Origin of the sequence: Peptostreptococcus porci, assembly GCF_009695815.1 — a bacterium.
In the GTDB taxonomy this organism is placed as follows: Bacteria; Bacillota; Clostridia; order Peptostreptococcales; family Peptostreptococcaceae; genus Peptostreptococcus; species Peptostreptococcus porci.
In genome coordinates, this window is record NZ_VUNE01000004.1 from 66075 (window position 1) to 92830 (window position 26756).

The 26756-nt window shown below is 34.4% G+C and carries 21 protein-coding genes and 1 other annotated feature (1 of these 22 only partly in view); of the genes, 4 read left to right on the forward strand and 17 right to left on the reverse strand.

Annotated features, from left to right (window positions below; translation table 11 throughout):
- Positions 1 to 220: 220 nt before the first annotated feature.
- Positions 221 to 1348 carry a hypothetical protein gene (locus FYJ71_RS07480; protein ID WP_154538222.1) on the forward strand — a complete coding sequence of 376 codons (1128 nt, stop codon included), beginning with the start codon at positions 221 to 223 and terminating at the stop codon, positions 1346 to 1348.
- A gap of 100 nt (positions 1349 to 1448) precedes the next feature.
- Here FYJ71_RS07480 and FYJ71_RS07485 read toward each other — a convergent pair whose 3' ends face one another.
- Positions 1449 to 2606 (reverse strand): Mbeg1-like protein, encoded by a 1158-nt coding sequence (locus tag FYJ71_RS07485; protein ID WP_154538224.1) that lies wholly within the window; start codon positions 2604 to 2606, stop codon positions 1449 to 1451.
- A 318-nt stretch (positions 2607 to 2924) separates the two neighbouring features.
- Here FYJ71_RS07485 and FYJ71_RS07490 point away from each other — a divergent pair, with 318 nt between their 5' ends.
- Positions 2925 to 3686 (forward strand): rhodanese-like domain-containing protein, encoded by a 762-nt coding sequence (locus tag FYJ71_RS07490; RefSeq protein WP_154538225.1) that lies wholly within the window; start codon positions 2925 to 2927, stop codon positions 3684 to 3686.
- A gap of 209 nt (positions 3687 to 3895) precedes the next feature.
- On the opposite strand, the gene FYJ71_RS07495 is transcribed toward FYJ71_RS07490, so the two are convergent.
- The 9 genes from FYJ71_RS07495 to FYJ71_RS07535 form a co-directional block, all read right to left on the reverse strand.
- Positions 3896 to 4348 (reverse strand): GNAT family N-acetyltransferase, encoded by a 453-nt coding sequence (locus FYJ71_RS07495; RefSeq protein WP_154538227.1) that lies wholly within the window; start codon positions 4346 to 4348, stop codon positions 3896 to 3898.
- A gap of 88 nt (positions 4349 to 4436) precedes the next feature.
- A complete protein-coding gene (gene rpoC / locus FYJ71_RS07500) occupies positions 4437 to 7946 on the reverse strand; it encodes a DNA-directed RNA polymerase subunit beta' (RefSeq protein ID WP_154538229.1) in 3510 nt (1169 codons plus the stop codon).
- Between the two features lie 78 nt (positions 7947 to 8024).
- Positions 8025 to 11762 carry a DNA-directed RNA polymerase subunit beta gene (gene rpoB / locus FYJ71_RS07505; protein WP_456299529.1) on the reverse strand — a complete coding sequence of 1246 codons (3738 nt, stop codon included), beginning with the start codon at positions 11760 to 11762 and terminating at the stop codon, positions 8025 to 8027.
- A 668-nt stretch (positions 11763 to 12430) separates the two neighbouring features.
- A complete protein-coding gene (locus tag FYJ71_RS07510; protein ID WP_154538231.1) occupies positions 12431 to 13078 on the reverse strand; it encodes a metal-dependent transcriptional regulator in 648 nt (215 codons plus the stop codon).
- Positions 13078 to 14196 carry a metal ABC transporter permease gene (locus FYJ71_RS07515; RefSeq protein WP_154538233.1) on the reverse strand — a complete coding sequence of 373 codons (1119 nt, stop codon included), beginning with the start codon at positions 14194 to 14196 and terminating at the stop codon, positions 13078 to 13080. The genes FYJ71_RS07510 and FYJ71_RS07515 overlap by 1 nt, the downstream gene beginning before the upstream one ends.
- On the reverse strand, positions 14193 to 15065 hold the full coding sequence (locus FYJ71_RS07520) for a metal ABC transporter permease (RefSeq protein WP_154538235.1): 873 nt from the start codon (positions 15063 to 15065) through the stop codon (positions 14193 to 14195). Before FYJ71_RS07520 ends, FYJ71_RS07515 begins: the two co-directional genes overlap by 4 nt.
- A 1-nt stretch (position 15066) precedes the next feature.
- Positions 15067 to 15789 carry a metal ABC transporter ATP-binding protein gene (locus FYJ71_RS07525; protein ID WP_330683367.1) on the reverse strand — a complete coding sequence of 241 codons (723 nt, stop codon included), beginning with the start codon at positions 15787 to 15789 and terminating at the stop codon, positions 15067 to 15069.
- Between the two features lie 71 nt (positions 15790 to 15860).
- Positions 15861 to 16793, reverse strand: coding sequence for a metal ABC transporter solute-binding protein, Zn/Mn family (locus FYJ71_RS07530; protein ID WP_154538236.1), 933 nt, complete (start codon positions 16791 to 16793; stop codon positions 15861 to 15863).
- Between the two features lie 483 nt (positions 16794 to 17276).
- The gene (locus tag FYJ71_RS07535; RefSeq protein ID WP_154538238.1) at positions 17277 to 17792 is read right to left on the reverse strand and encodes a DUF2628 domain-containing protein; all 516 of its coding nucleotides are present in this window, start codon (positions 17790 to 17792) and stop codon (positions 17277 to 17279) included.
- A 380-nt stretch (positions 17793 to 18172) separates the two neighbouring features.
- Between FYJ71_RS07535 and FYJ71_RS07540 the strand changes: the two genes are divergently transcribed.
- Positions 18173 to 19228 carry a ParM/StbA family protein gene (locus FYJ71_RS07540; RefSeq protein WP_235899102.1) on the forward strand — a complete coding sequence of 352 codons (1056 nt, stop codon included), beginning with the start codon at positions 18173 to 18175 and terminating at the stop codon, positions 19226 to 19228.
- Positions 19218 to 19511 (forward strand): hypothetical protein, encoded by a 294-nt coding sequence (locus tag FYJ71_RS07545; RefSeq protein WP_154538240.1) that lies wholly within the window; start codon positions 19218 to 19220, stop codon positions 19509 to 19511. The genes FYJ71_RS07540 and FYJ71_RS07545 overlap by 11 nt, the downstream gene beginning before the upstream one ends.
- 80 nt (positions 19512 to 19591) lie before the next feature.
- Here FYJ71_RS07545 and FYJ71_RS07550 read toward each other — a convergent pair whose 3' ends face one another.
- The 7 genes from FYJ71_RS07550 to rplJ form a co-directional block, all read right to left on the reverse strand.
- On the reverse strand, positions 19592 to 21388 hold the full coding sequence (locus FYJ71_RS07550) for a DHHW family protein (protein WP_154538242.1): 1797 nt from the start codon (positions 21386 to 21388) through the stop codon (positions 19592 to 19594).
- 14 nt (positions 21389 to 21402) lie between these two features.
- Complete coding sequence (locus FYJ71_RS07555) at positions 21403 to 22809, reverse strand: MBOAT family O-acyltransferase (RefSeq protein WP_154538244.1); 1407 nt, start codon at positions 22807 to 22809, stop codon at positions 21403 to 21405.
- Between the two features lie 12 nt (positions 22810 to 22821).
- Positions 22822 to 23523 (reverse strand): DUF4358 domain-containing protein, encoded by a 702-nt coding sequence (locus FYJ71_RS07560; RefSeq protein WP_235899103.1) that lies wholly within the window; start codon positions 23521 to 23523, stop codon positions 22822 to 22824.
- A gap of 13 nt (positions 23524 to 23536) precedes the next feature.
- Positions 23537 to 24280 carry a GDSL-type esterase/lipase family protein gene (locus FYJ71_RS07565; protein WP_154538245.1) on the reverse strand — a complete coding sequence of 248 codons (744 nt, stop codon included), beginning with the start codon at positions 24278 to 24280 and terminating at the stop codon, positions 23537 to 23539.
- 248 nt (positions 24281 to 24528) lie between these two features.
- The gene (locus tag FYJ71_RS07570; protein ID WP_154538247.1) at positions 24529 to 25536 is read right to left on the reverse strand and encodes a lactonase family protein; all 1008 of its coding nucleotides are present in this window, start codon (positions 25534 to 25536) and stop codon (positions 24529 to 24531) included.
- Between the two features lie 112 nt (positions 25537 to 25648).
- Positions 25649 to 26017 (reverse strand): 50S ribosomal protein L7/L12, encoded by a 369-nt coding sequence (rplL, locus tag FYJ71_RS07575; protein WP_154538249.1) that lies wholly within the window; start codon positions 26015 to 26017, stop codon positions 25649 to 25651.
- 78 nt (positions 26018 to 26095) lie between these two features.
- Complete coding sequence (rplJ, locus tag FYJ71_RS07580; protein WP_154538251.1) at positions 26096 to 26614, reverse strand: 50S ribosomal protein L10; 519 nt, start codon at positions 26612 to 26614, stop codon at positions 26096 to 26098.
- A 42-nt stretch (positions 26615 to 26656) separates the two neighbouring features.
- Positions 26657 to 26756 (reverse strand) — a sequence feature (ribosomal protein L10 leader region); it runs 24 nt beyond the window's last position.

A 26756-nucleotide genomic window follows, 5' to 3' on the forward strand; every position in this document is an offset into this window, starting at 1 on the left:
AATTGAAAACACAATCTATACATCATTATTCACTCCTTTAACTCCCATCATAGTCTTAACACTCTTATTTTAATCTTATAAAAAATATTTCATACAATCAATACATATATATTTTTTTTATAAAAAAATAATAAATAATATGCATAATTTACACAATTATCAAACTATGCTAAAATTATGACTATAAATAGATTCATGTGAAGGAGAGATTATATTAATTATGAGGAACAGCTGTATTTCATCAAAAAATACTAATTTAAATAGTATTCAAGACGCATACAAAGACTTTCTAAATGACCCTATTCTTGCAAAAAGAAACTCTTTATTGATTGAACTTTCTAATATAATCAAAAGCAATGACATAAGAGAAGAAACCGTAAATGAATTCCTAGCACATTCTTATAGCCTTATCGACTACATGAGCCAACATGATGCAAAAATTAGTAAATGCATAATAGATATTTCAAATAATCCTGAATCACCTACAGAGGTGGTCTCGTATCTATCATGTATATTGAATAAACACAGAATTTGGAAAAGGAATTTAAAAAATATCAATTACGTATTTGAGAACCTTGACAATATTTATAACGTCAAAATGCCAAAATACAAGAGTGTTCACTATTTGAAATTCTCATCTACAGAACTAATCAATGACTTTCCAAATATGTATTATTATAAAAATTATGATGTCAATAAAATCTTAAGTACCACAATAATGCCTAACGACTTATCAACTGACACATCTGATGGTATCAACTCATTCGATTTATTGATATTAAGAGCAATATTTTCTTTTTATGACAATAATATATTTGCTATTTCATATAAAAATCTGAGTAGGTATATATCCTTCTCTGACAGCTATATTATCACAAATAATCTGCTAAAAAAGGTTAAATCATCAGTGAGAAAATTGTTAAATACGAATGTTCTGATACGTGATAATTTATACAATCACATCTATGTTGAAAGATTGATATATGCGATAGATAATGAATACGGCTTTGTCGTTTTTCAAGAAATTCCGATATATAGCTTTTCAATTGAGCACAATCTGTACACAAAGCTCAATTATAAATTTTTTGATTGTCCTGTCTCAATGACAGACTTAAACATAGCAATCAGAGAATACTTGATTTACCAGCTAGTTAATATAGGTGAGGGTAACGATATCTTTTTTGAAGATTTTTACTCAAATATCAAAATAACAGATACCCAAATGAAAAAGAAGAGTCGAGAGGTTGTTATTAGAATCTTAGATTATTGGAAAAATAATAATTTGATTTATAATTATTCGATAAACAAGATTCAAAATAAGTATATAAGCTTTAGTTTTTCTAGATAAAAATACACTACAGTACCAAGCATGGCTTGATACTGTAGTGTAAAACATTCTTTCATTCATCAACTGCTATCTCTAGCATCACAAAAAATAAACAATACAATTATTTTCTGTCAAAGCGTATTTTTCTCCCCTTGTTTTTTACCAGAATACTTTTTTTCTTCTTTGTTCTCATTTCAAAATCAGTCTTTAGAAATAAGCTAAAAATGCTAGACAGCTGTTCTCTTCTCTCCTGTTCCAAGCTAGACATTTCTTTAATTATTTTAATAGCTGACTTTAGTTTCTTATTTGTTATATCTCCAGTTCTCACAGCATTTGTTGAGTTTTTTATTATCTCGTAAAACTCATCCACAAAGATTACTCTTTCCTCATGCGATAGATTCTCCAGCCATGTTTTAAGAGTAATATCAATTCTATTTGATTCATCAGACAATTTTTTGGCTCTCACAAATGATTTTCCAACAACTTTCCAATTCATTCCATTATGCTGAATAAATCCATTATTTCCGATGGCTTCTACTACAGAATACTGCTCATTATCATACATCAAAATACCCACCACAGAGTCCACAGGAAGTATTTTACTGACCTTTTTTACGGTATCTCTATAAGAATCTGATTCAATCATTTCCTTAGAAAATCCTGGTCCATCATTATTGAAAACACACCTTATTCTTTCCCTATCCTTCTCCGGTAGTCCTACTACGGAATAAACAGCAAAATTACCTCCTTTAGAGTGTCCGCCAACATATATATTTTTATGAGAGTTGCTTTCGATTATTCTTTTTAAGTATTTCACCGATTCTATTTGCCCAAATACCGGAGTCGAAAAGCTCATATTAAAATCTTCCTTAAATCCCAGTATGGTGTCATCTGTTCCCCTAAAAGCGACGAAGATATTGTCTTCATCAATCACAAAACACATCGCACAAAACTGACTCTGATTTATTTCGTCATATTTGCTGATATATTCAGTCAGGATAATATCCTTAAACCTATCAGATTTAGCTGCCTTTCTCAGTAAGTTTTCAACCATAACTATCATATCTGAGTAGGATTTTTCCTTTTGAAGCTTTGAATCGTCCATTCCTCTTGAGGCAAAATATTTCTTTGACAGCTCCTTTATAGATATTCCATTTTTAGGTGCTCCAAAATTCAAATACGACAACATAGAAAATATCAAATTATCTACTTCATTTAATCTATCAACCTGAAACGTAATATCGCCTCTCCACGTCATATACTCTAGTACACTTGACATCAATTCACCTCATTTCATTATCTATCACAAAACACAACCAAAATTACTACCTGTTATACCAATGCAATTACTTATTAAATAATATTATAATACTTAAATGGACATTTTTTCAACCAGTTACAGTCTTATTGTTATACATATCTTCAGACATTTCAAAGCTCCCTTTTATAGTTATTTGCAATACTTATTATGCGTATAATAGTTTTTATCTATACTATACTTCATTCTCTCTCATCCATATATATTTTTCTTTCTGTTTAATATATAATGGTATTGTTAGAAAAAAATTAATTTAATAAAAATTTGGAGGTAATATTAATGAAGTTAAAAAATTCTAAGTATCTACTACTTGCACTTTTGGTTGCATCATCTGTAGGTCTATCTGCGTGCGGTCAGAAAACTGAGGAAAAGGCTGCTACTCAGACAGAAGAAAAGGCTGGAGAAACTAAGGTTGCTGAAGTAAAAGCCATGAAGGGTGATGAATTAGCAAAGATCGAAGCTGATAAAAAAGAAAAGGAAAACTATCTTGTTATCGACGTAAGATCTCCTGAAGAGTATAAGGCTGGTCATCTTAAATTTGACATCAATATGCCAATAGATACTTTTGAGGCTGACTACAAGAAGATAGAAGCTTTCAAAGACAAAGACGTAGTTCTATACTGCAACTCTGGTAAAAAGAGTGCAAAGGCTGCTGAAGTTCTTGTAAATAACGGATTCCAAAAAGTTTACAACGCTGATGGAGTAAAGCAATTTAAATACGAGCTTGTAACTTTTGAAAGCAAAATGGGTACTGATTTCATTCAGGACATAAAGGGAGGAAAAGCTGGTCTTGTTATAGATGCCAGAGAAGCAAAAGACTTCGAGGCTGGTTCTTTCGATAAGGCTGTTAATATAATGCCTGATGATTTTGAATCTAAGAAAAGCTCACTTCCAACAGATAAAAACACAGCAATATATGTATTCTGCTATTCTGGAAACAAATCTGCAACAGTTGCTGAAAGCTTGACAAAAGAAGGATACACTAATGTAGTTAACTCATTAGATGGAACAAAGGAAATTGATTTCGGATTCAGCAAATAATTAGTGCTTATATAAATTTGTATATCAAGGGCTAACTCATAAGAGTCCCAAATAAAAAGGCATACCCCACATTCTCCATGTATGAAAATGAATGTTGATGTAGGGTGTGCCTATTTGTGTCTTTTTATCCTTGCTATATTTACAGATTTTGTAAATATACTTAGTTCTATCCAGTGATATTTTTTTATTATATTTTATTTTTTATTATATCATTTTATCGGTTTATCAAGTATCATCTGATTATATTCAAGAGTCTCAAACCCCAACTCTCTGTACAATTTTTCAGCTCTTACATTTCGAGGGGAAACCTCCAATCTAAATCTTGAAGCATTTTTAAATTCATTCATGATATATTTGAAATATAGCCTTGCAATTCCCTTGCTTCTATAATCTGGACAAATATACAAATCCTCTAGCTGAACATTTATTCCGGCAACTTCGGAAGTGTAGTAGGTAGTTACCACACCAAACCCTACCAAATTTCCCGAATAATGCACCTCATAGCCATTTACAGAGAATCTTTTAGACATTATGTCATCTAATAGGCGCCTTATTATTTTTGTATCTATGGGATGGTCTACGGCGTCAGATCTATAAAACTCGACCATCATATCATATAGCTTGTCGTAATTATCATCTTGATACTCATAAAATTCAATCATAAATATTCTCCCAAAGCTCTTAACACATATATCAAAAGGCACCTAAGAACTATCCTAGGTGCCTTACAAAAGTTTCAATTAGATTTTATTAAGCCTGTTCAACTTCTTCAATCTCAATTTCTTCTTTTTCAATAGCAATATTTCTGTACTTCTTCATTCCAGTACCAGCAGGAATTAGCTTACCAAGAATTACATTTTCTTTTAGACCTATCAAGTGGTCCTCTTTACCCTTGATTGCTGCATCCGTTAATACTCTTGTAGTTTCTTGGAATGACGCCGCTGATAAGAATGACTCTGTAGCAAGAGAAGCCTTTGTTATACCAAGCAATACTCTCTTCGCAGTAGCCGGTCTTTCGCCTCTTTCTTCTGCTATAGCATTGCACTTGTTGTAGTTAAGTACATCTTCATATCCACCTGGCAATAAATCAGTATCACCTGGATCCTCGACTTTAACCTTTGAAAGCATCTGTCTAACTATTACTTCTATATGCTTGTCATTGATATCAACCCCTTGAAGTCTATAAACTCTCTGAACTTCCTTCACTATATAATCCTGTACTCCGCCAATTCCATTGACTCTGATTATATCGTGTGGATTGATAGAACCCTGTGTAATAGGTTCTCCAGCCTTTATGAAAGCACCGTTCTTTACTCTGATTCTAGAACCATATGGTATCTGATATACTTCTGATTCGCCTTCTTCAGGAGTTACGATAACTTCCTTTCTCTTTCCAGCCTCGTCAATTTCAACTGTACCAGTGATTTCTGATATGATGGCAAGCCCCTTTGGTTTACGAGCTTCGAAAAGCTCCTCAACTCTAGGAAGACCCTGTGTGATATCTCCACCGGCAACCCCACCTGTATGGAAAGTACGCATTGTAAGCTGTGTACCTGGCTCACCAATTGACTGAGCAGCTATAATACCTACTGCCTCACCAATATTTACTGGCTTACCTGTTGCAAGGTTTCTACCGTAACACTTTGCACAAACACCATGTTCAGTCTTACAATTCAATACAGTTCTAATTTTTATTGACTCTATTCCAGCATCTACAATTCTATCTGCATCATCTTCAAGAATCATTTGATCAGCACCTACGATCTCTTCGCCTGTATTTGGATCTACAATTGGTTCAATCGTATATCTACCAATAATTCTATCTCTCAATTCTTCAATTACTTCGTTTCCATCCTTAATTGCGAAAATTTCAGTAGTTTCAGTAGTTCCACAGTCCACATCTCTCACGATAACGTCCTGACTTACGTCTACCAATCTTCTTGTCAAATATCCAGAGTCGGCAGTACGAAGTGCTGTATCGGCAAGACCTTTTCTGGCACCATGAGAAGATGTAAAGTATTCCATAACTGAAAGACCTTCACGGAAGTTAGATTTAACTGGGATTTCCACTGTTTTACCAGAAGCATTTGCCATCAGACCACGCATACCTGCAAGCTGTCTAATCTGGTTCTTAGAACCTCTGGCTCCAGAGTGAGCCATGATGAATATATTGTTCATTCTATCAAGACCATCCATCAATGCATCTGTAACCTTGTCTGTAGTGGCTGTCCATGTTTCAATAACTTTTTCATATCTTTCGTCATTTGAAATAAGACCTCTTCTGTAGGCTTTTTCATATTTATCTACCAAATCTTCTGCTTCCTTCAAGTAAGTATACTTCGCTTCTGGAATATCCATATCTGCAACTGCAACAGTGATTCCACCAACAGTCGAATACTTATATCCCATGCTCTTCACATAGTCAAGAAGCTCCGCAGTCTTTGTATTTCCATGTTTTCTAAAGCACTTATCAATTATCTTTCCTAATTTCTTTTTGTCAGCCAAGAAATCAACTTCCAAGCTGAATGGATCTTTTTCTCTATCAACAAATCCTAGATCCTGAGGTATACCTTCATTGAATATAAATCTACCAACTGTACTTTCTATCAATGAACTTCTACCATCTGGCAATGTCTTTCTCATCTTAACCAAAGCGTGTAGCTCAACCTTGTGATTAAAATATGAAAGCAATAGCTCATTATAATCCTTAAATATCGATCCAGTACCCTTTGCTCCATCTTGGGCTTCTATAGTCAAATAATATGAACCAAGAACCATATCCTGTGAAGGAGTGGTAATAGGTGCACCGTCTTTTGGCGCAAGTATATTATTTACTGACAACATCAAATATCTAGCTTCAGCCTGAGCCTCAACAGACAATGGAACGTGAACAGCCATCTGGTCACCGTCGAAGTCGGCATTGTATGCTGTACAAACCAATGGATGTAGCTTTATCGCCTTACCTTCTACAAGTACTGGCTCGAATGCCTGAATACCAAGTCTATGTAGAGTAGGGGCACGGTTAAGTAGAACTGGATGGCTCTTAATAACCTCTTCCAACACATCCCATACCTCTGGCTTTACCTTTTCTACAATAGTTTTTGCACTCTTGATATTGTGTGCATATCCTTTTTCTACCAATTTATCCATAACAAATGGCTTGAATAGCTCCAATGCCATTTTCTTTGGAAGACCACACTGATAGAATTTAAGCTCTGGTCCAACTACGATAACAGAACGACCTGAATAGTCAACTCTCTTACCTAGCAAGTTCTGTCTGAAACGTCCTTGCTTACCTTTTAGCATATCTGATAAAGATTTAAGTGGTCTGTTTCCAGGACCAGTTACCGGTCTACCACGTCTACCATTATCTATCAATGCATCAACAGCTTCTTGAAGCATTCTCTTTTCATTTCTTACGATGATTTCTGGAGCACCCAATTCAAGAAGTCTTTTCAATCTATTATTTCTATTGATTACTCTTCTGTACAAGTCATTCAAATCAGAAGTCGCAAATCTACCACCATCAAGCTGAACCATAGGTCTTAGATCTGGAGGTATTACCGGAATAGCTTCAAGAATCATCCATTCTGGTTTATTTCCTGACTTTTTGAAAGCCTCAACTACTTCAAGACGTCTGATTGTTCTCACTCTCTTCTGTCCAGTAGCATCCTTCAAATCAGCTCTCAATTCAACAGATTGAGCTTCAAGATCGATATCCTCCAAAAGCTTCTTCACTGCTTCTGCACCGATACCCACTTCAAACTCATATCCATATTTTTCCAAAGCATTTCTGTACTCTCTTTCAGTCAAAACCTGCTTGTACGCCAATCCAGTTTCTCCTGGATTAGTTACAACATAAGAAGCAAAGTATAATACTTTTTCAAGTGATCTAGGTGACATATCTAGCAGCAATCCCATCCTAGATGGTATTCCCTTAAAATACCAAATATGAGACATTGGAGCTGCCAATTCTATATGACCCATTCTCTCTCTTCTTACCTTTGACTTAGTTACTTCAACACCACATCTATCACAAACTACGCCTTTATATCTGACACGTCTGTACTTCCCACAATGACACTCCCAGTCCTTCGTAGGTCCGAAAATTCTTTCACAGAACAAACCGTCTTTTTCTGGCTTTAAAGTTCTATAATTTATTGTTTCTGGTTTCTTTACTTCTCCTCTTGACCACTGTCTAATTCTCTCTGGAGAAGCCAAACCTATCTTTATCGACTCAAAATTGTTTAATTCAAACAAGGAGTTCTCTCCTTTCTTTCGATACATATATTATTAAAATTTATTTTTCAACCCTTTGCCTATTTACTTACCTGATAATTAAAATTCTTCATCATAGTCGTCATAATCATCTTCTATGAATTCGTCCATTTCCTCGTCCATACCATTGTCGATTTCCTCATCATTGAACATATCGTCTTCGTTTTCGTCAAATTCATCAACATCGACCTCTTCAATCATATGAGTATCTCCAATATCATCTGGTATTACGCTTTCTATTTTAAATTCTTCAAGTCCTTCTTCATCTACAGATTCCTTGATATCTATAGCCAAACCATCTTGGTCTAACGCACTGACATCCAAGCATAATGACTGTAGCTCTTTCATAAGAACTCTAAATGATTCTGGCATACCTGGTTCAGGAATATTTTCTCCCTTAACTATCGCTTCATAAGTTTCAACTCTACCCTTAACGTCATCTGACTTAACTGTCAGTATTTCCTGAAGGATGTGAGAAGCACCATAAGCCTCCAATGCCCAAACTTCCATTTCACCGAATCTCTGACCACCAAACTGAGCCTTACCACCAAGTGGCTGCTGAGTTACTAGAGAATATGGTCCCGTACTTCTTGCGTGTAGCTTGTCATCAACCAAGTGATGCAATTTCAAGTAGTACATATATCCAACAGTGATTCTATTGTCGAAAGTTTCACCTGTACGACCATCGAACAGCTGCAACTTACCATCTCTTGGATATCCTGCAGACTCAAGGGCATCCATTATGTCATATTCATTCGCTCCATCAAATACCGAAGTAGCAACATACCAGCCTAATTTCTTGGCAGCCAATCCAAGATGAACCTCAAGAACCTGACCGATATTCATACGAGAAGGTATACCCTGTGGATTAAGAACTATATCCATAGGAGTTCCATCTTCCATAAACGGCATATCTTCCTCAGGTAATACTCTTGAGATAACCCCCTTATTACCATGACGACCAGCCATCTTGTCTCCTACTTTAATCTTTCTTTTCTTTGCTATATAGCATCTTACAAGCTCGTTTACACCCGGAGATAAATCATCTCCATTATCTCTAGTAAATATCTTGATGTCAACTATGATACCAGACTCACCATGAGGAACTTTAAGCGATGTATCTCTAACCTCTCTGGCTTTTTCACCAAATATGGCTCTCAACAATCTTTCTTCGGCAGTAAGCTCTGTTTCACCCTTTGGAGTAACCTTACCTACCAATATATCTCCAGAATCTACTTCCGCACCTATTCTAATAATTCCTCTTTCGTCCAAATTCTTTATTGCATTTTCACCGACATTTGGTATGTCTCTTGTGATTTCTTCTGGACCAAGTTTTGTATCTCTGGCTTCACATTCATATTCCTCGATATGAATTGTAGATAATCTATCTTCCTTTATCAATCTCTCGTTGATCAAAACGGCATCTTCGTAGTTATAACCTTCCCAAGTCATAAATGCGATCAAACAGTTTCTACCAAGTGCTATTTCACCAAGATCAGTTGCCGGACCATCTGCAATTACATCTCCAGCTTCAACTCTTTCGCCCTTGCTGACGATAGGAGTTTGATTTATACAAGTACCAGAGTTTGATCTCTTGAACTTTAATAGCTTATATCTATCTTTGTCTCCGTTATCCTTCTTGATAATAATCTCATCTGCTGAAACTCTATCAACAATACCGCTATTCTTTGAAACTACAACAGCACCAGAGTCCTTTGCCGCTCTATATTCGATACCAGTACCTATAATAGGTGCTTCTCTTCTAACAAGAGGAACCGCCTGACGCTGCATGTTTGATCCCATCAACGCTCTGTTGGCATCGTCGTTTTCAAGGAAAGGAATCATAGCTGTCGCAACGGATACAACCTGCTTAGGCGATATATCCATGTAGTCAACTCTATCTTCTGAAACCAATTCAACAGCACCAAGAACAGTTCTACAGATTACTCTGTTGTTTACAAACTTACCATTTTCATCAAGTGGTTCATTTGCCTGTGCTCTAACATAAAGATCTTCTTCATCTGCTGTCAAATAATGAATTTCATCAGTAACCACCTTGTTTACTTTGTCATATTTTCTATATGGAGATTCAATGAATCCATATTCATTTATCTTTGCATAAGTTGACAGTGAGTTTATCAAACCTATATTTGGACCTTCTGGCGTTTCTATCGGACACATTCTTCCATAGTGTGAATGATGAACGTCACGAACCTCGAATCCAGCTCTTTCTCTTGACAAACCACCTGGTCCAAGAGCAGAAAGTCTTCTCTTATGTGTCAATTCTGACAACGGGTTAGTCTGATCCATGAACTGTGAAAGCTGTGAGCTACCGAAGAATTCTTTGATAGCAGCAGAAACAGGTCTAATGTTTACAAGAGCTTGAGGAGTAATAGTATCCATGTCCTGAACAGTCATTCTTTCCTTTATCACTCTTTCCATTCTTGAAAAACCAATTCTAACCTGATTTTGCAATAATTCACCAACACATCTGATTCTTCTGTTTCCAAGATGGTCGATATCGTCAACGTTACCAACTCTATCCTTACCGTCTATCACATAGAACAAACCAAATTCATAGCTTATAGATGCTATTATATCATCAAGAAGTATGTGCTTTGGAATCAACGTCTTTATATTCGTCTTTATTACTTCTCTTATTTCATCTTCTGTTTCATATCCTTCAAGTATTTCTTTTAGAGTAGGATAGTGAACATCTTCTTTTATTCCCAAATCAGAAATATCAAAATCCACATGAGATTGAATATCTACGAAGTTGTTTCCGATGACCTTGATTTCTCTTTCATCATCTATCTTTATCCAAGCATGATTAATACCTGAATTCTGTATCTCTCTTGCAACATCTAGAGTAATCTTATCTCCAGCCTTTACAAAAACTTCTCCTGTTTCTGTATTCACAATATCTCTAGATGCTATTTTATCCATTATTCTATAGCGTAGAGCCAATTTCTTATTGAATTTGTATCTACCGACCTTAGCAAGGTCATATCTCTTGTGATCAAAGAACAATGAGTTTAGTAAAGATGAAGCACTCTCAACAGTTGGAGGCTCACCTGGTCTTAGCTTTTTATATATTTCAATCAAGCCTTCATCTACATTTGTAGTGTTATCTTTTTCAAGAGTCAATCTCAATCTTTCATCATTACCTAATAGCTCAAGAATCTCTGCATCAGAACCAATTCCCAAAGCTCTTAGTAATACTGTAACTGGTTGTTTTCTTGTCCTATCAACTCTTACAGAAATAATTCCTGATGAATCAGTTTCATATTCCAACCAAGCCCCTCTATTTGGGATTACAGTAGAAGATATCAATCTATTACCTGTTTTATCTCTTTCCTCTGAATAGTAAACACCCGGAGATCTAACCAACTGAGAAACGATAACTCTCTCAGCACCGTTTATGATAAATGTTCCTCTATCAGTCATTAGAGGGAAATCTCCCATAAACACTTCCTGTTCCTTTATTTCTCCAGTTTCCTTATTGATAAGTCTAACCTTGACTTTCAAAGGTGCACAGTAAGTTGTATCCCTTTCTTTACACTCTTCAATGTCATACTTTGGCTTTTCATCAAGTGAGTAATCAACAAACTCCAAAATCAAATTACCTGTGTAATCTTCTATCGGAGAAATGTCTGTAAATACTTCCTTTAGCCCTTCTTTTAAAAACCACTCGTAAGAATCCACTTGGATCTCTATAAGATTTGGTACGTCGGCTATTTCCTTTATTTTGGAAAAGCTCATTCTTTCCCTTTTTCCAATCGTGACTGGATGTGGTATCACTACTTTCACCTCACTAAATTAAATTTATTGCATTTGTTAATTTATGAGTTATACAGTAAAAAATCCACCTCGCTAATGTAATTAAATGCAACAGAAATTTACCCTCGCAAGCCCACTTTATTTACTGTAAATTTTTAACAAAATATCTGTCTTTATTGTCATTTATCACATATAATCACATAAATTAATTAAATGACATACAGAATTAACCATAAAAAAGTTAATAGAAATCGTAACTGTGATTTTTTGTTAACATTAAAAAAATGCACAATTACTCACTATAAAGCAGTATAATATTTTATCACATTATTGCTCTAATTTCAAGATTTTTCAAGTTTTTTATAAAAAAATTCCTGCTAGATTTTTCTCAACAGGAATTTTACATTAATTTATCAATATTTGTTTTAATTTATTAATATTTTTTCAAAAAAGTTTAAGCAAAAACCTAACGTTTTATGTTTATATCCATCTCAAGAACTCCACTAAATGGATCTCTTTCAAAATCATCAATCTTAAAGTCTATACATATTGTTTTTTTCTATCAAAATATCTGGAAATATCTTGATCAGATACTTAAATCAAACAGTATCCTGTCCGTATTATCTTTTCAATAAAAAAGCTATATACCTAATATGAATAAATCAATATATCAAGTACGAAAGCATCTACTCATAAGAAGATATAAATATTTTCCCCAATGCCTTTGCACCCACAATTACTATATTTCCATCCAGCGATTTAAGGCACATATTATTATCAAAATTATCAACATCTTCAACCTCGAACACATCTCCCAATTTTATATTTTTTCTATCCATATATTCGAGTAGATCCTTATCATCCGAAAATCTCTCTATTTTGATCATATCACCTTTCTTTATATCATCGATACAGAGAAAGTTCGTTTTTTCATCTCCGCTATTTAAGTAAATCTTTCCTCCATGAGGACAACAAACAGGGCACCCCAAGAACACGTTCAACCTATCCATGAGGTCATCTGAGGTTATGTACTGCAATGATTTGGCTTCATCATGTACATCAACCCACGAATAGTTCAGCTTACTCCTAAGAAAATACTCCCATAATCTATGCTTGGATATTATTTTCTTTGTTTCTTCATACCCAAAATCTGTCAATACTACTACTCCTTTGTCCACCGAAACCAGTCCCTCTAGTTTCATTTTTTTTATCATATCAGTAACAGATGGCGGAGAAATACCCAACTTCTCACTTATCAGTTTATTCGTTGCAATATCCTCAGTTTCATTAATCTCAAAAATAGCCACCATATAATCTTGCCAACTCGCATTCATTAGAATACCTCCTGTTTATCTAGCTTGTAATGCTTTTGTAAAAAATCGTATCTTTTTATTCCCTCATCAGTCAATTTATATTCATCATCACTTATGTATATTATACCATTATCTATAAGATATCTAGTTGTATCCTTTAGTTCTTTTTTGCTCCACACTAAATGGTTGTGTATGTTGGATACCCCATTCTCAGAAACACTTGTTCCATCACCCAAGTGATTCCCAATATGTATAACAAACATATCACATCTCACTCTCGACAGTATTTTTTTATTTCTCATATAATTAAACAATATACCTTTCTTGTTCAACACAACTACGATAATAAATATCATCATACCTACAAAAGCACACATTCCAGTCAATGATGAGTTTAAATAAATGGCTAAAACAGTTCCTATTGTACAATTTATTATAGAAAATATCACACTGAAAATTAGCATTCCTTTTAAATCCTTCGATACTATATAAGAGGTTGCCGCTGGTGTTATAAAAAACGACAAAACTAGAATACTTCCCACCGAATCAAATGCCATAACAGCCGTCAGCGATGTCAAAGTCATAAACCCGTAAAAGATTATACCGATTGGTATTCCCAATAAAATAGCATACTCTTCGTCAAAGCTAGAAATTTTTAACGGTTTGTAGAATATCAATATAAAGATAATATTTATAATTGTGATAATCAACATTTTTATAAACCCTGTTGGAAGCATAATTCCTCCTATTTCCACTGTATCAAGCGACGTAAATATCACCTCTCCCATTAATACTACATCGGTATCAATATGAACATTCCTTGCATACCTACTTATCAAAACCACAGCAAGTGAAAAAAACATCGGAAAAACAACACCAATTGCATCACTTCTTGCAACTCTTCTGCTTTTTCCAATCAGTTCGATAACAGCCACAGTAATAACTCCAAATATTGCTGCACCCACTAATAGCCACATTGAGCCAATGTCCTGAGTTATAAAGAATGCAATCACAATTCCCAATAACACTGAATGTGCAATTGCATCTGCTATCATGGACATATCCCTCAAAACTAGGAAAACACCTAGTAAGCTACAACAAATCGACGTTATCAGTAACACCAAATACGAATCTATCATCTTTCATTCTCCAATCTATATCTACCTCTCAAGACGCCATATTTCCCGACAACCATCGAAATCAATGTTATAGTTCCCATTATCAAAATTATTGTCGGACCTGTACTCAACCCATTGTATATGGAACTAAAATATGCGCCAACAATTGCTGAAATACCTGCTACAAACGAAGAAATCACCAATACAACACCAAATTTCTTACTCCAGTGATTCGCTGCCACACATGGCAATATAAGAAATGAGCTTATCAATATCGATCCCACCGCCTTTAATCCTACACTTACAAGTGCGATTGTCATCAACAGCAAAATCGAATCGACTAGCTTTGTGTTTACTCCTATAGTCTTTGCAAACTCTCTATCAAATATCACAGCAATCAACTGCTTTCTAAACAACACAAACAATGTAATAACAAACAGAGATACTACTATAATAAGCTTTACATCCTTCTCCAACATATATGCCGCCTGACCAAAAATATAATTTTCCAGACCGGACTGAGATGCATTTTGATAGTTAGTATTCCCTTGAATAATACTTTTAAGAACCATTCCCAAGCCAAAGAAGCCTGATAAAAAAATAGCCAAATTTGCATCTAGCCTTACTTTGGAATTTTTTGATGACAATTGAATAAGAAAATAGCTTATCCCACCTGTAACCATAGCCCCAATGAAGAGCATAAATGGCTCTCTTGACTGAAATATCATAAACGCCAGGACTACTCCAGGAAATGTAGAATGTCCAATCGCATCACCTATTAGACTCTGCCCTTTGTACAAATTCAACGCCCCTATTATGGCTGAAGAAATTGCCAAAAATATCGTTCCAACGGATATTACCATAAATGAATAACTTGCTAACACTTCCATATTATTTCCTCCTAGTCATCCACTCCATCGGTGTTACATCCTTGAAAACTTCACTACATAACCCCTGACCTTTTATTACCTTATCTACAACGACCACATGATCAAAGTACTCCATCAAGGTATTCATATCATGATGAACCACTATTACAGTCTTTCCATTTTTTTGGAATTCCTTGAATTTCTCCATTATTATCTGTTCCGTATTTTTATCGACACCAGCCAAGGGCTCATCCATTATATACAGATCCGCATCTTGATTGATTGCTCTTGCTATAAATACTCTCTGTTTTTGACCTCCCGATAGATCTGATATATGTCTATCAGCAAATTTCTCCATTTTCATTTCTCTCAATGAATTCATCGCTTTTTCTCTGTCTGACCTACTGACCCTGTGAATTATGCCTCTGCCAGCATATCTTCCCATCATTACCACGTCAAGCACTGATATTGGAAAATCCCAGTTAACAGATTCTTTCTGCGGTACATAAGCCACCTTATTTCTAATCTCTCGGAACTCCTTTCCCCAGAAATATGTACTTCCTGTTATCGGCTTCATCAAATTTAGCATTCCTTTTAATAGAGTGGATTTGCCTGCACCATTTGGCCCTATTATCGCCGTTATTGATCCGCTTACAAAATCCACATCAACATCCCATATGACAGGTGTATCTGAATACGCCATAGTCATATCTTCAACCTTTACTACAATTTCTCTTTCTGACAAATTATTACTCTCCTCTTCACTATATAGAACAAGTTCTCCTTAGAAAGGAGAACTGTCTACAAATAATATATTTACTTTAAATTATCATGAATCAACTTCACATTGTGTCTATACATATCTATAAATGTGCTTCCATCACTTCCTTTTGGACCAAGTGAATCTGAATAAAGTTCTTTACCTTCACCACTTACTATTTTTACATCATATCCTTTTGACTTTACGATTTCCTGAAGCTTTTTCATTCTCTCAGGGTTTGTTGTACTTTCAGAAAAAATTGCCTTTACCTTATTTTTAACTATAAAGTCTGCAGTTTTCTCAATATCCTTGTTTGCTACCTCAGAGCTTGTGCTCACTCCCTGTGGCGCAACCACCTCTATATCGTACATTCTTGAAAAATAATTGAATGCGTCATGAGGAGTTATTAAAAATCTGTGTTCCTTAGGAATAGCTCCAAGAAGAGTCTTATTTTCCTCATTTAATTTATCAAGCCTCGCCTTGTACTCAGCAGTATTTTTTTCAAATTCTGCCTTGTATTCTGGCAATAAGCTAGACAATTGCATATTCGCTTCGTCTACGGCTTTTTTATACAAATTTAAATCAAACCAAAAGTGAGGGTCTATTACCTCATGACCATCTTCTTCCATCTTTCCTACTTCACTATCGCCAAAGTTCTTTGCAACTGCAGCTCCCTTTTTTTCCAAAACCTCTTGCATCTTCCCTTCAAAATGCAAGCCATGGTATAGTATCAAATCTCCATTTTTTATTTTGTTCAAATCCTCTGGTTTTGCCACATACAAGTGTGGATCCTCGCCTGTAGGTATAATAACATCAACATTGACCTTGTCTTTTGCTATTTGTTCTACCATGTCTCCCAAAAACGATGTTGTGACGACCACATTTTTCTTTCCTGAAGCATCTTTGCTTTCAGATGCTTTGTTGCCACACCCTACTGCAAATACCAAAACCATACAAAATACCATTACTAATGATAAAACCTTTTTCATAATTAGCCTCCCATAATTTTATTTTTTAGTTTAATCTAATAATAACATTTGTTATAACTAAAATCAATACTTTATTGAAAATAATTTTCATTCAATCTTAGATTTATATGATTTTCTAATTCGATATAAATAGCTTGGGTAATCAATTAACAGGCAAAGAAATACAGTAGTATAGTATTTATAACATATATTTATTTCAGATCTTGTTGTGAAGAATAAATAAACAAGAAAAACAAAAATGAGTGAATTAAAAAATACCGATTCTAAGAGTATCTGTAGTAGACATATATTGAATATTATATGCCTCTTTTCCAACTTCATAGATATCGGTATTTTTAATAGTTTATTTTTATGATTTTTAAAATTTCTAATTACTGCATATTTAATGCTACCAGTAGTTTCGTTTACAATACTATACTTCTTCTAAATTATAGTATTGCGAATTTTCACTTTCATTTCTTAATCTTAATTAACGTCAAAGCATTACATAGTACTTCCAAACCTGATATAAACATCTATTCCTGCAATGATACAAGACAATACTATAGCAATGACAACTGCCCATGCATTTGTGCCTCCCAAGGCTCCTATTTTTTCTTTTCTTTCCTCTTCATTCACAATCCCATCACAAGTTTCCACTTTCTTTTTCGCAAATTTATAGTAGATATAATTTGCAAAAAGAGGGAAAACCAACCATATTATAAGGGTTAGTTTTGATATTATTCCATTCTCAATAAAATGCTCCGATTGTAAAATTAAATTTGTCAAAACGAAATAACCTACAGCATACGCATACATTTTTCTGTAGCAAAGCCACATTACTGGGAAAAATAATGCAACCCAATTCCATCCAACCTTTGAGTCTGTATCACTATACTTTTCAAATTTTGGTGCATAGTATTGAGTATTCTTTCCAACAAATAACTCTAGGTCTTCCATTTCCCTCACCCTTGATTTTGGTGTCGGTGTGTTACCTCCATAATAATTTTCGTTGTTCATCCTGATCCCCCCAATCACATTAAAAAAATATTTAATTTTTAAGGCTAATATCCTTACACTCTCATTATATCAAATTTAGCAAATAGCTACAACATTCAGATTTATATATCCTAATCAGTTCCTAATTAGTTACTAAAATATTTATCCAACTTCAAATAGTTACTATAAAATCACTTTTTATATCTTTTATAGTAACTATTTAGGAACTATAAAAGATATTATTCATAAAAGTGTAGCTATATAGGTACTAATATGGTATAATAATAAATGGTAGGAAAATAAATATAAATTTCAATAAATATAAAAATAGAATATGCTAATCGTAATGAAAAAGTTAAATGAAAAGATTAAGCAAAATATTTTTACAGAAAGAGAGCGCTATGACAAAAGAAACAATTGAAAACGAAATCGAAAGCATGGAAACAGAAAAAGAAGAAGAAAAAACAGAAGAAAAAACAGAAAAAGAAGTAAAAACGTCTAAAAATCGAAAAGAAAATACAAAAAAGAGGGAGGAAGAAAAAATGGACACACAAATAATAGGATTAGATATCGGTAGAGGCTATGTAAAAGGCTACTCACTATATAATGACAATGAATACACTTGCCTGTTTAAAAGCGTTTATGGCGACGGAAGAAATATATCATTGGAGGACTACAAAGAATCACCAATATACATAGAAATAGACGGAGCAGAATATTTTGTAGGCTCTCTATCAGAAAAGGAAAGCATGAAGTGCATTAGAAACGCCGGAGACAGCAAGACATCACCGGTTGTAAGAATTTTAATAACAGCAGCATTAAGTGAAATAGCAGTCTCAGATAACGTATCACTGGTTATTGGAGTCCCATACAAAATATTCAAAAAAAGTACATTAAAGGAAATACAAAAAGAATATAGAGATACAACAATTGTAGTAAAAAACAAGATAAACAACAGTGTAAAGACAATAAAAATAGAAAGCGTCAATATATTTAGAGAAGCAGATGCTGCCTTAATATTTGCGATGAACAACAGAATAAACGAAGATAAGCCAGTTGGCATGGTAAACGTAGGCTTTAGAACAACAGAGTTAAGCTACTTCGACAAGGGGTTTAAATTTAACGACAAATTGAGTACGACAATAGAATCAGGAAATCAAAATGCGCTAAAAATAGTTCAAAAGAAGCTTGTAGACAGCGGTATAACAAAAAGTCTACCAGAAATCGATTCATCTGATGATTATGATGAATACAAGGAATTGGCATACAAGCTAACTTCAGACGATACAAATGAAATCATTGAAGAAACATGGAATAACCTAGACGAGATGGATATCTACGTATCTGGTGGAACAGCTCTAAATCTAGAATTAGACGAAAAATATAAAAAGGTTGAAAACAGCCAAATGGCAACATCTATAGGATTATTCGAGGTTGGTGTGAAGCTTGAAAAATAACAGAATTAGACTTACATCTTATATAGGACCAGACTTGGATGAGCTATTACAGGTCTACATGGACGAAAACAACATTCCGACAAAAAGTCAGGCACTAGAGAGAATATTGATAGAATTCAAATATATGAAGCAAGAAATTGAATTTTTAAGAGCGATTATCTCAGGTAGAAGCTATGAAATAGATGCTCCTAAAAGCCCTGTAAACGCCTCTAAAAACGATTTTGTGGTCATTGATAAGGTAAAGAACAGTATAGACGAAATTTTTTCTAATATGCCCGATTAAAGGCTCAAAAAGCTCGCAGTTTTGATTATAATATAATCGAACCTGCGAGCTTTTAAAATATAAAGTATTCAAAACAAAAATTAATCATTTACACTAAGAATAGACGAATCTGTGTTAAAGGTATTAATATTATTCAAAAACAACACATCAGTCAATTCATTATTCTGAATCACATCCTGCAAGCTTCCAGTAAAGTATCTCAGATCGACAACGGTAATTTCAGAAAAATTATTCACAAGAAACGGCAACATTGCATTAGCATAGGAATCTTTAACAACAAGCAACTTCCTCTTGGTATCAATATTTGTCCTAATCTTAATCTGTGTATGATTACCACCTGTAAATACTTCATATGGATCTCTTCCTTGAAGCTTTGAAACATCATATAAGGTTGGAACTTTCTTCAAATCATCATAGTATTTTACCAATACAGGCTTGTCTTCATTTTTATTTAAATAAAGATACAGCTCATCGGGAAATCCTATTTCAGCTCCATTTTTGTAGTATAGACTACCTTTGAAGCTATCCGAAGCCAAATTTCTTTCCAGCATATTCTCATTTATAGGCTCAAGATTCAATGCCTTACAGTATTCAACATAAGCAAGATACGCACCGTCAGTCGTCCAATGATGATCCGTCTTAAAATACAAATCAATATTGTTCTTATTCTTTTCAAAAACATCGAATAACTCTACAACCTTAATTTTTGAATCCAAATTCTTTTTAACAAAATTGACATATTCCTTCTGCGAATTATTAGGATTGCTTTTCGGCAACAAATTACTATATATCTCAACCTTGTTTGGAACAAGCATCATCGAAACCTTTAAGCCTGTATTATTGTTTGTAAACTTATTTATTTCAGAGAGCTTGGACAAAGTAGAATTATCATCACTCCTTTTAAAACCCTCCATCAAATAATCGTTCTTAGCAATATAAACGCCATTTATTTCTTTTTTTCCAGTCATTAGGTCAAACTTTGCCTTTATCTTTATCAATCCATCTCTATTTATAAATTGGTCAGACAAAAACTTTGTGTATTCACTGGCGAACTTACCATCAAGAAGTCTTGACAACGACATACTCGGACGTTGCTGAAGCTCTCTATTCTCAGCGACAGAAGTTTTTGAGGTCGGTGTTATTATATTTAAAAACATCACTACGAATAACAATACCACAAAACCAACAGACAAGACCCTAAAGAATTTAAAATCAAGTGCGTCTTTTCTACTCTTTGAAATATATCTTTCCTTATCACCTCCGGCAAATACAAATCCTAAGAATATTGAGATGAAATAAATAACCGGATACAGTAGATTAGTACCTCTCTTTTTCCTTTTCTTAGCCTTTTTTGGTTTTTTTACACTCGCCGTCTTCACGTTTTGAGCTTTAACATTGCTTTTTTTCGTAGAATTTAGCTCAGCTCTTTTATTTCTCGAATAAATACCATCTATATCGTTCTTACTACCCTTACCAACATAAGGATTTCTATAATTGCTATTTTTAGAACCAGAGTTCTTAATCTTCTTTGTGCTATTTTTACCAAGACTCTGCTTTGGAGAGCTTGTCACAGAAGCTTTCTTCTGAGTCCTCTGATTTGTCGCTAGAGGAGTTTTCGCTTTTTTTGCACTTGTAGATGCTTTTTTTGGACTAACTTTTGGCTTTGCACTACTACTAGATTTCGCAATAGACTTAGACTTTGGATTGCTATTAGAGTTTGGATTTGCTTTAGACTTCACATTACCCTTCGTCTTAGCTCCTGCTCTAGTCTTAACATTGCCATTACTAGATCTTTGACTCTTTCTAGGTTGATCCAATCCAAGATTTTTCTTTAGATATTCAGGCATTACAGGTTCATATTTATTATCTTTTTTCATCTAATCACCTCCACCTAAAATTTAAAGTATAAAAATGGACTGTAGCTTTCGCCAACCAGAGATGCCACAGACAACACAATTATGACAATATAGAAGATGGATACAAAGAAATACCCATTTCTTCCAAATCTGTGTTTAACATTGTCAATCAGCTTCAAAGCGAAAGGAGTCGAGCCTATAATAGCAGGAACAATGATTTTCCAGTTAGTTCTCAACAAGTAAATAGCTGTACTGTCAACAACTCCATTTGCTCCGAGAACAAATAAATTAGAGTAGAACTTTAGAATTTGTGTGACACTCTGAAAATCGAACAATACCCATCCAAATACTACGATAAGCAGGCAGTAAACAGTTTTTATCTTTGATCCAAGCTTACTCATAACATTGGCTAAAACAGTCTTTTCCAAATAAATAATTATTCCAAAATAAAGTCCCCAAATAATAAAATTCCAATTGGCACCATGCCACAAGCCCGTAACCATCCATACAACAAATATATTTCTAAATTGCATCGCAGGCGAACACTTGCTTCCGCCAAGCGGAAAATAAATATATCTTTTAAACCAGTTTCCAAGAGAAATGTGCCATCTTCTCCAAAATTCGGTAGCACTCTTAGAAATATAAGGATAGTTAAAGTTTTCTTCCCACTTGAAACCCAACATATATCCCACACCTATAGCCATGTCTGAATACCCGCTAAAGTCAAAGTATATCTGTAGGGTAAATGCAACAATACCAATCCAAGCAGTCAACGAAGACATTTCTAAATTTGGCATACCCTTTACCTGAGCCCAAATCAAAGCCATATTGTTAGCGATAAGAACCTTCTTTCCAAGCCCAAAAATAAATTTTTCGACTCCGAATCCGAATTTATCAACGGATAACTTTCTAGCTACTAATTCTTTCTCCATATCGGCATATTGCACTATAGGTCCAGCACCGATTTGAGGGAATATAGTCACGTAAAGCGCAAAATCCAAAAAGCTCTTTTGTGGCTTTGTACGCCTAGTGTAAACATCCGCAATATACGAAATTATCTTAAAGGTATAGAACGAAATACCAAAAGGCAAAGGCAAATCAATAATGCTCAAGCTCGTTCTGAAAATTGCATTTACATTATCGATCAAAAATCCGTAGTATTTGTAAAACGCTAGTATCGCAACATTCAGCACAATCAAGCATACCATATAGAACTTCGCTTCTTCACGCCTATTCTTAATCGCATACATTCTATTGACACCAAACCATGTAATCGCAACGGAAAACAGGATTAATATCAAATATCTCGGATCGCCCCAGCTATAGAAAAACAAGCTCAGCAACAATAAAACATTATTCTTGACCTTCTTTGGCGAAATCGTATGAATAGCTATCGCAATCGGGAAAAATAAGAATAAATATATCAAACTAGTAAAACTCAAATCCATCCCTCCTTACTTGTAGCTATTACTAATGGCATCATACACTACATTTAAATCCTTGTAAGAAATAAAGTAGATGTACTGCCCCTTTTCAACGAGATCTGCCTTCTTCAAAATCTCATATTGTGCAGGAGCATAATTTTTAAAACTACTAGACTGTGCATCTATTCTCTTTTGAATCCTATTTACATAATCACTCGTGTCGCCCTTGACCTTAAGAATCAATATTTCATTAGCTTCCATATTGCTCTTAGGAGCGAACAGAGCATAATTATCCACTTCTAATTTATTGATACCATACATCTTCTTTAAGTCGATATCATTACCTTTTACAAAATTTGCCATATCGACACGCTTTTCGATATTTGAACTAAGCTTCGTAAAATCCAAATTCTTGACTTTCACGAACTGATAAGCCAACACAAATGCAAAAAAGACTATCAAAGCAAGTATCGTATACTTTTTTTTGTAAATAGAACTGGTCTTTAGAGGTTTTCTGACCATTTCACTGATCACTTTTTTCCCTCTCCTTTTCGACTCTATGTCCTCGCTCTTTATAGTTCTCAGACGAGCCGTTTGCTCCAGATTAATGTCCTTAAAGACGTCTTTATTGCTATCTACTTCAGTGCTTTCTACCTTCACTGAATCTTTTTTCACTGAATCCTTCAATTTATCATCGATGCTCGGTGTATTTTTTTCGTTATCTTTTTCCAATTAAACACACCTCCTAAATATTCTCACTCAAGAAATACAGCCAGTTTTTATAAAACTCATATTTGAAATGAACACCGTCCTGTTCAAATAAGCTGTCCGAAGTTACCAATCCATCAGAAGACAAAAATTTCGCACCAGTTATACTCGCAACCTGCTTTGTCTTTTGCGTTAGTAGCTTTACATTTTCATTGTTTATCCTAGAATCTTTATTGACAGTTTTTGCCTCATTTACTGGAAGAGGCGCTTGAAGGTATATTGTTGAACTCGGAGACACTTTCTTTATCTCATTTATCAATTTTACATACTCCTCCTTGTACTTTTCAGGAGAATATGCATTGATATCATTGGCTCCATATAGAACCACAATTTCCTTAGGCTTTAAATTCTTAATTTCACTCAAATGCTTATTCGCCTGATTGACATGTTCACCCTTTTGAGCCAAAACACTTGAAGGATTAAGAATATTTGCCTCTCTTAAATACTCAGTAATAGAGTCTCCCAAGAATACAACATCTTCAAACCTACTCTTCGCTTTATTCATATCAAATTTTACTATGGATGTATCTTTATTGACCTTATTAATTTCAGCCTCTACCTCATCGATATTTTGAGATTCTTGCTTTTTTAGAAAATTAATAGTCCACTGAATTTTCTCATTTTTAGTCTGAGATGAATCAGCAGCAAAAATACCATTTCCAACCATAGCAACACCTAATACGAGAGTGGTTACAGATAAAATTATGTTCGGTTTTTTCATATGTATATCCTCTCAAAAAATATTTTTACCTATGCATACATTACATCAGTACAGATATACTACATCAGTACAGATGCTTTTGACATAAAAGTCTCTATCATATAGATTATATCACAAATACAATTATAAAAACTCACTTTTTTTCAACAATATTAAAACTAAATGAACCTCATCATTAAATCTAAATAAACACCTTCATTTAAATTAAAATAAGACTTTTAATAAATACCTCATAAACATATCGGAATCTAAGACACAACACATACAATTTCAGAATAATCAAGGCTTTTTTCAATGTTATCTACTAGCTTCCCGCTATTCCTATCAACTCGATAAATATCCACGTAATCATCGTCCTGAAACCCTACGATCAACAAAGTTCCATCAGCATTAAAGTTAAAATCTCTAGGTATCCTTCCCCTTGTCATTAATGACTGAACGAATTCCAGCCCTCCATCATCCAACACAGCATATACCGAAATACTATTATAGCCTCTATTGGAAACATATATAAATCTACCATCGTTAGACAACCTAATTGCAGATGATGAATTTGCTCCTTTAAAGCCATCAGGAACTGTTTTTATCCTATCTATGAGCAACATTTCCCCATTCGCACTATCAAAGCTTAAAATGTCAATATGAAAGTCAAGTTCTCCAAGTAAATACGCAAAGCTTCCATCTTTACTGAAAACTATGTGTCTTGGCCCCATGCCATTCAAGGACTTGTTAACACCCACTAGTCTAAAATCTTCATCAACTCTATAAATATACACCTCATCCATCCCTAGATTTACCACGATCAAGAACTTATTAGATGGATCTAATATTGCCATATGACACCTTGATATCGGCATCTCATATTGAAATGTTTTGAATAGATGTATACTTTCGTTCTCGACCTTGAATATGTCCAATCTTCCAAGATGGTAATTGCTAGAATACAATAGGCTTCTTTCATCATCAAAATATATATGGCAAGGAGCTTTACCAAAGCCAGTGAAACTGTCAATCTCAATATATTTTTCCAAATCGCTGTCCGTATCCAGCTTGTAATATACCACACCGCCACCATCTCTTGAGCTAATAGAGAACATTTTTTTTCTGTCTATCGAAAAACAGATGTACGTCGGATTTTCCTCAGCGACAGACCAAATTTCATCAACAGAAATACCCTCGTGACAATCGAGCTTCACACAATGAATACCGGTATTACTCTTTTTTGTATAACCACTTAAATAGATTTTTTCACTCATACTTAATACCTCAGTTAAAATAAACAATAATAAAAAAAGAGTCGCCCGACCCAAATGATACAGACAACCCCCTGATAGCTTTATTATAAATATAGTTAATTAAGAAAATTAATTACTTAACTTCTACAGATGCTCCTGCAGCTTCTAATTTTTCCTTAATCTGTTCAGCTTCTTCCTTAGATACGCCTTCCTTAATTGTCTTAGGAGCGTTATCAACTAATTCCTTAGCTTCCTTTAATCCAAGACCAGTTATACCTCTAACTTCCTTGATTACTCCAACCTTTGAAGCACCAGCTGAAGCAAGAACTACATCAAATTCAGTCTTTTCTTCTGCAGCAGCACCGCCAGCAGCAGCACCACCAGCTACCATTACTGGAGCAGATGCAGATACACCGAATTTTTCTTCTGCAGCTTTAACTAATTCATTTAATTCTAAAACTTTCATATTTTCTATAGCTTCTAAAATCTGTTCTATTGTCATTTTTTTGCACCTCCGTGTTAATATTCAAAAATTATTTTTTACATGACCAAGATCATTTCTGACCTCAAATAGCATCAACTAAGCTTCAGTAGCTTCGTCCTGCTTTTTCGCAATAGCATCCAATAAGTAAACAAAGTTTGACATTGGAGCTTTAAGACTTCCAAGAAGTTTGGCGATAAGTTCTTCTCTTGATGGTATTTCAGCAAGAGCAACTATCTTCTCTTCATTATAGAATTCACCTTCAACTACACCCATTTTAAGAGTAATCTTCTTTGGGTTCTTGTCCATGAATTTCTTAAGAATTCTAGCTGGAGCAACTGGATCTTCATATCCAAAAGCAATAGCATTAGGACCAACCAATAGTTCGTCATTAAAGTTAGCAAAAGCATCTCCTTCAATTGAACTAGCAGCACGTCTTACTAGAGTATTCTTGTAAACCTTGTAATCCACACCAGCTTCTCTCATCTGACTTCTCAATTCTGTAACCTGTTCAACTGTTAATCCCTTGTAATCAACAACTATAACAGATGCAGCTTTTTCAAGCTTTTCAGCTATTTCAGATACAACAGCTGATTTCATTTCAATAGCTTTACTCATCTTTTAGTGCACCTCCTTCACAAAATAAAGTTTAGCACTTACCGTATATAAAAATAACCCCTACTATCAGGTAGACAGCAGGGGTACAAGTATCACGTATATCGCAACCTCGGTGGGAAATTAAGCAATCTGCACCCACTGT

Excerpts from the sequence above, each read along its gene's own strand:
- FYJ71_RS07565 (WP_154538245.1), bottom strand. The coding sequence starts at position 24,280 with ATGAAAAAACCGAACATAATTTTATCTGTAACCACTCTCGTATTAGGT.
- FYJ71_RS07510 (WP_154538231.1), bottom strand. The coding sequence starts at position 13,078 with ATGAATGCGAGTTGGCAAGATTATATGGTGGCTATTTTTGAGATTAAT.
- FYJ71_RS07515 (WP_154538233.1), bottom strand. The coding sequence starts at position 14,196 with ATGATAGATTCGTATTTGGTGTTACTGATAACGTCGATTTGTTGTAGC.
- FYJ71_RS07495 (WP_154538227.1), bottom strand. The coding sequence starts at position 4,348 with ATGATTGAATTTTATGAGTATCAAGATGATAATTACGACAAGCTATAT.
- FYJ71_RS07550 (WP_154538242.1), bottom strand. The coding sequence starts at position 21,388 with ATGAAAAAAGATAATAAATATGAACCTGTAATGCCTGAATATCTAAAG.
- rplJ (WP_154538251.1), bottom strand. The coding sequence starts at position 26,614 with ATGAGTAAAGCTATTGAAATGAAATCAGCTGTTGTATCTGAAATAGCT.
- FYJ71_RS07485 (WP_154538224.1), bottom strand. The coding sequence starts at position 2,606 with ATGTCAAGTGTACTAGAGTATATGACGTGGAGAGGCGATATTACGTTT.
- FYJ71_RS07520 (WP_154538235.1), bottom strand. The coding sequence starts at position 15,065 with ATGGAAGTGTTAGCAAGTTATTCATTTATGGTAATATCCGTTGGAACG.
- FYJ71_RS07530 (WP_154538236.1), bottom strand. The coding sequence starts at position 16,793 with ATGAAAAAGGTTTTATCATTAGTAATGGTATTTTGTATGGTTTTGGTA.
- FYJ71_RS07540 (WP_235899102.1), top strand. The coding sequence starts at position 18,173 with ATGACAAAAGAAACAATTGAAAACGAAATCGAAAGCATGGAAACAGAA.
- FYJ71_RS07490 (WP_154538225.1), top strand. The coding sequence starts at position 2,925 with ATGAAGTTAAAAAATTCTAAGTATCTACTACTTGCACTTTTGGTTGCA.
- rplL (WP_154538249.1), bottom strand. The coding sequence starts at position 26,017 with ATGACAATAGAACAGATTTTAGAAGCTATAGAAAATATGAAAGTTTTA.
- FYJ71_RS07480 (WP_154538222.1), top strand. The coding sequence starts at position 221 with ATGAGGAACAGCTGTATTTCATCAAAAAATACTAATTTAAATAGTATT.
- FYJ71_RS07535 (WP_154538238.1), bottom strand. The coding sequence starts at position 17,792 with ATGAACAACGAAAATTATTATGGAGGTAACACACCGACACCAAAATCA.
- FYJ71_RS07570 (WP_154538247.1), bottom strand. The coding sequence starts at position 25,536 with ATGAGTGAAAAAATCTATTTAAGTGGTTATACAAAAAAGAGTAATACC.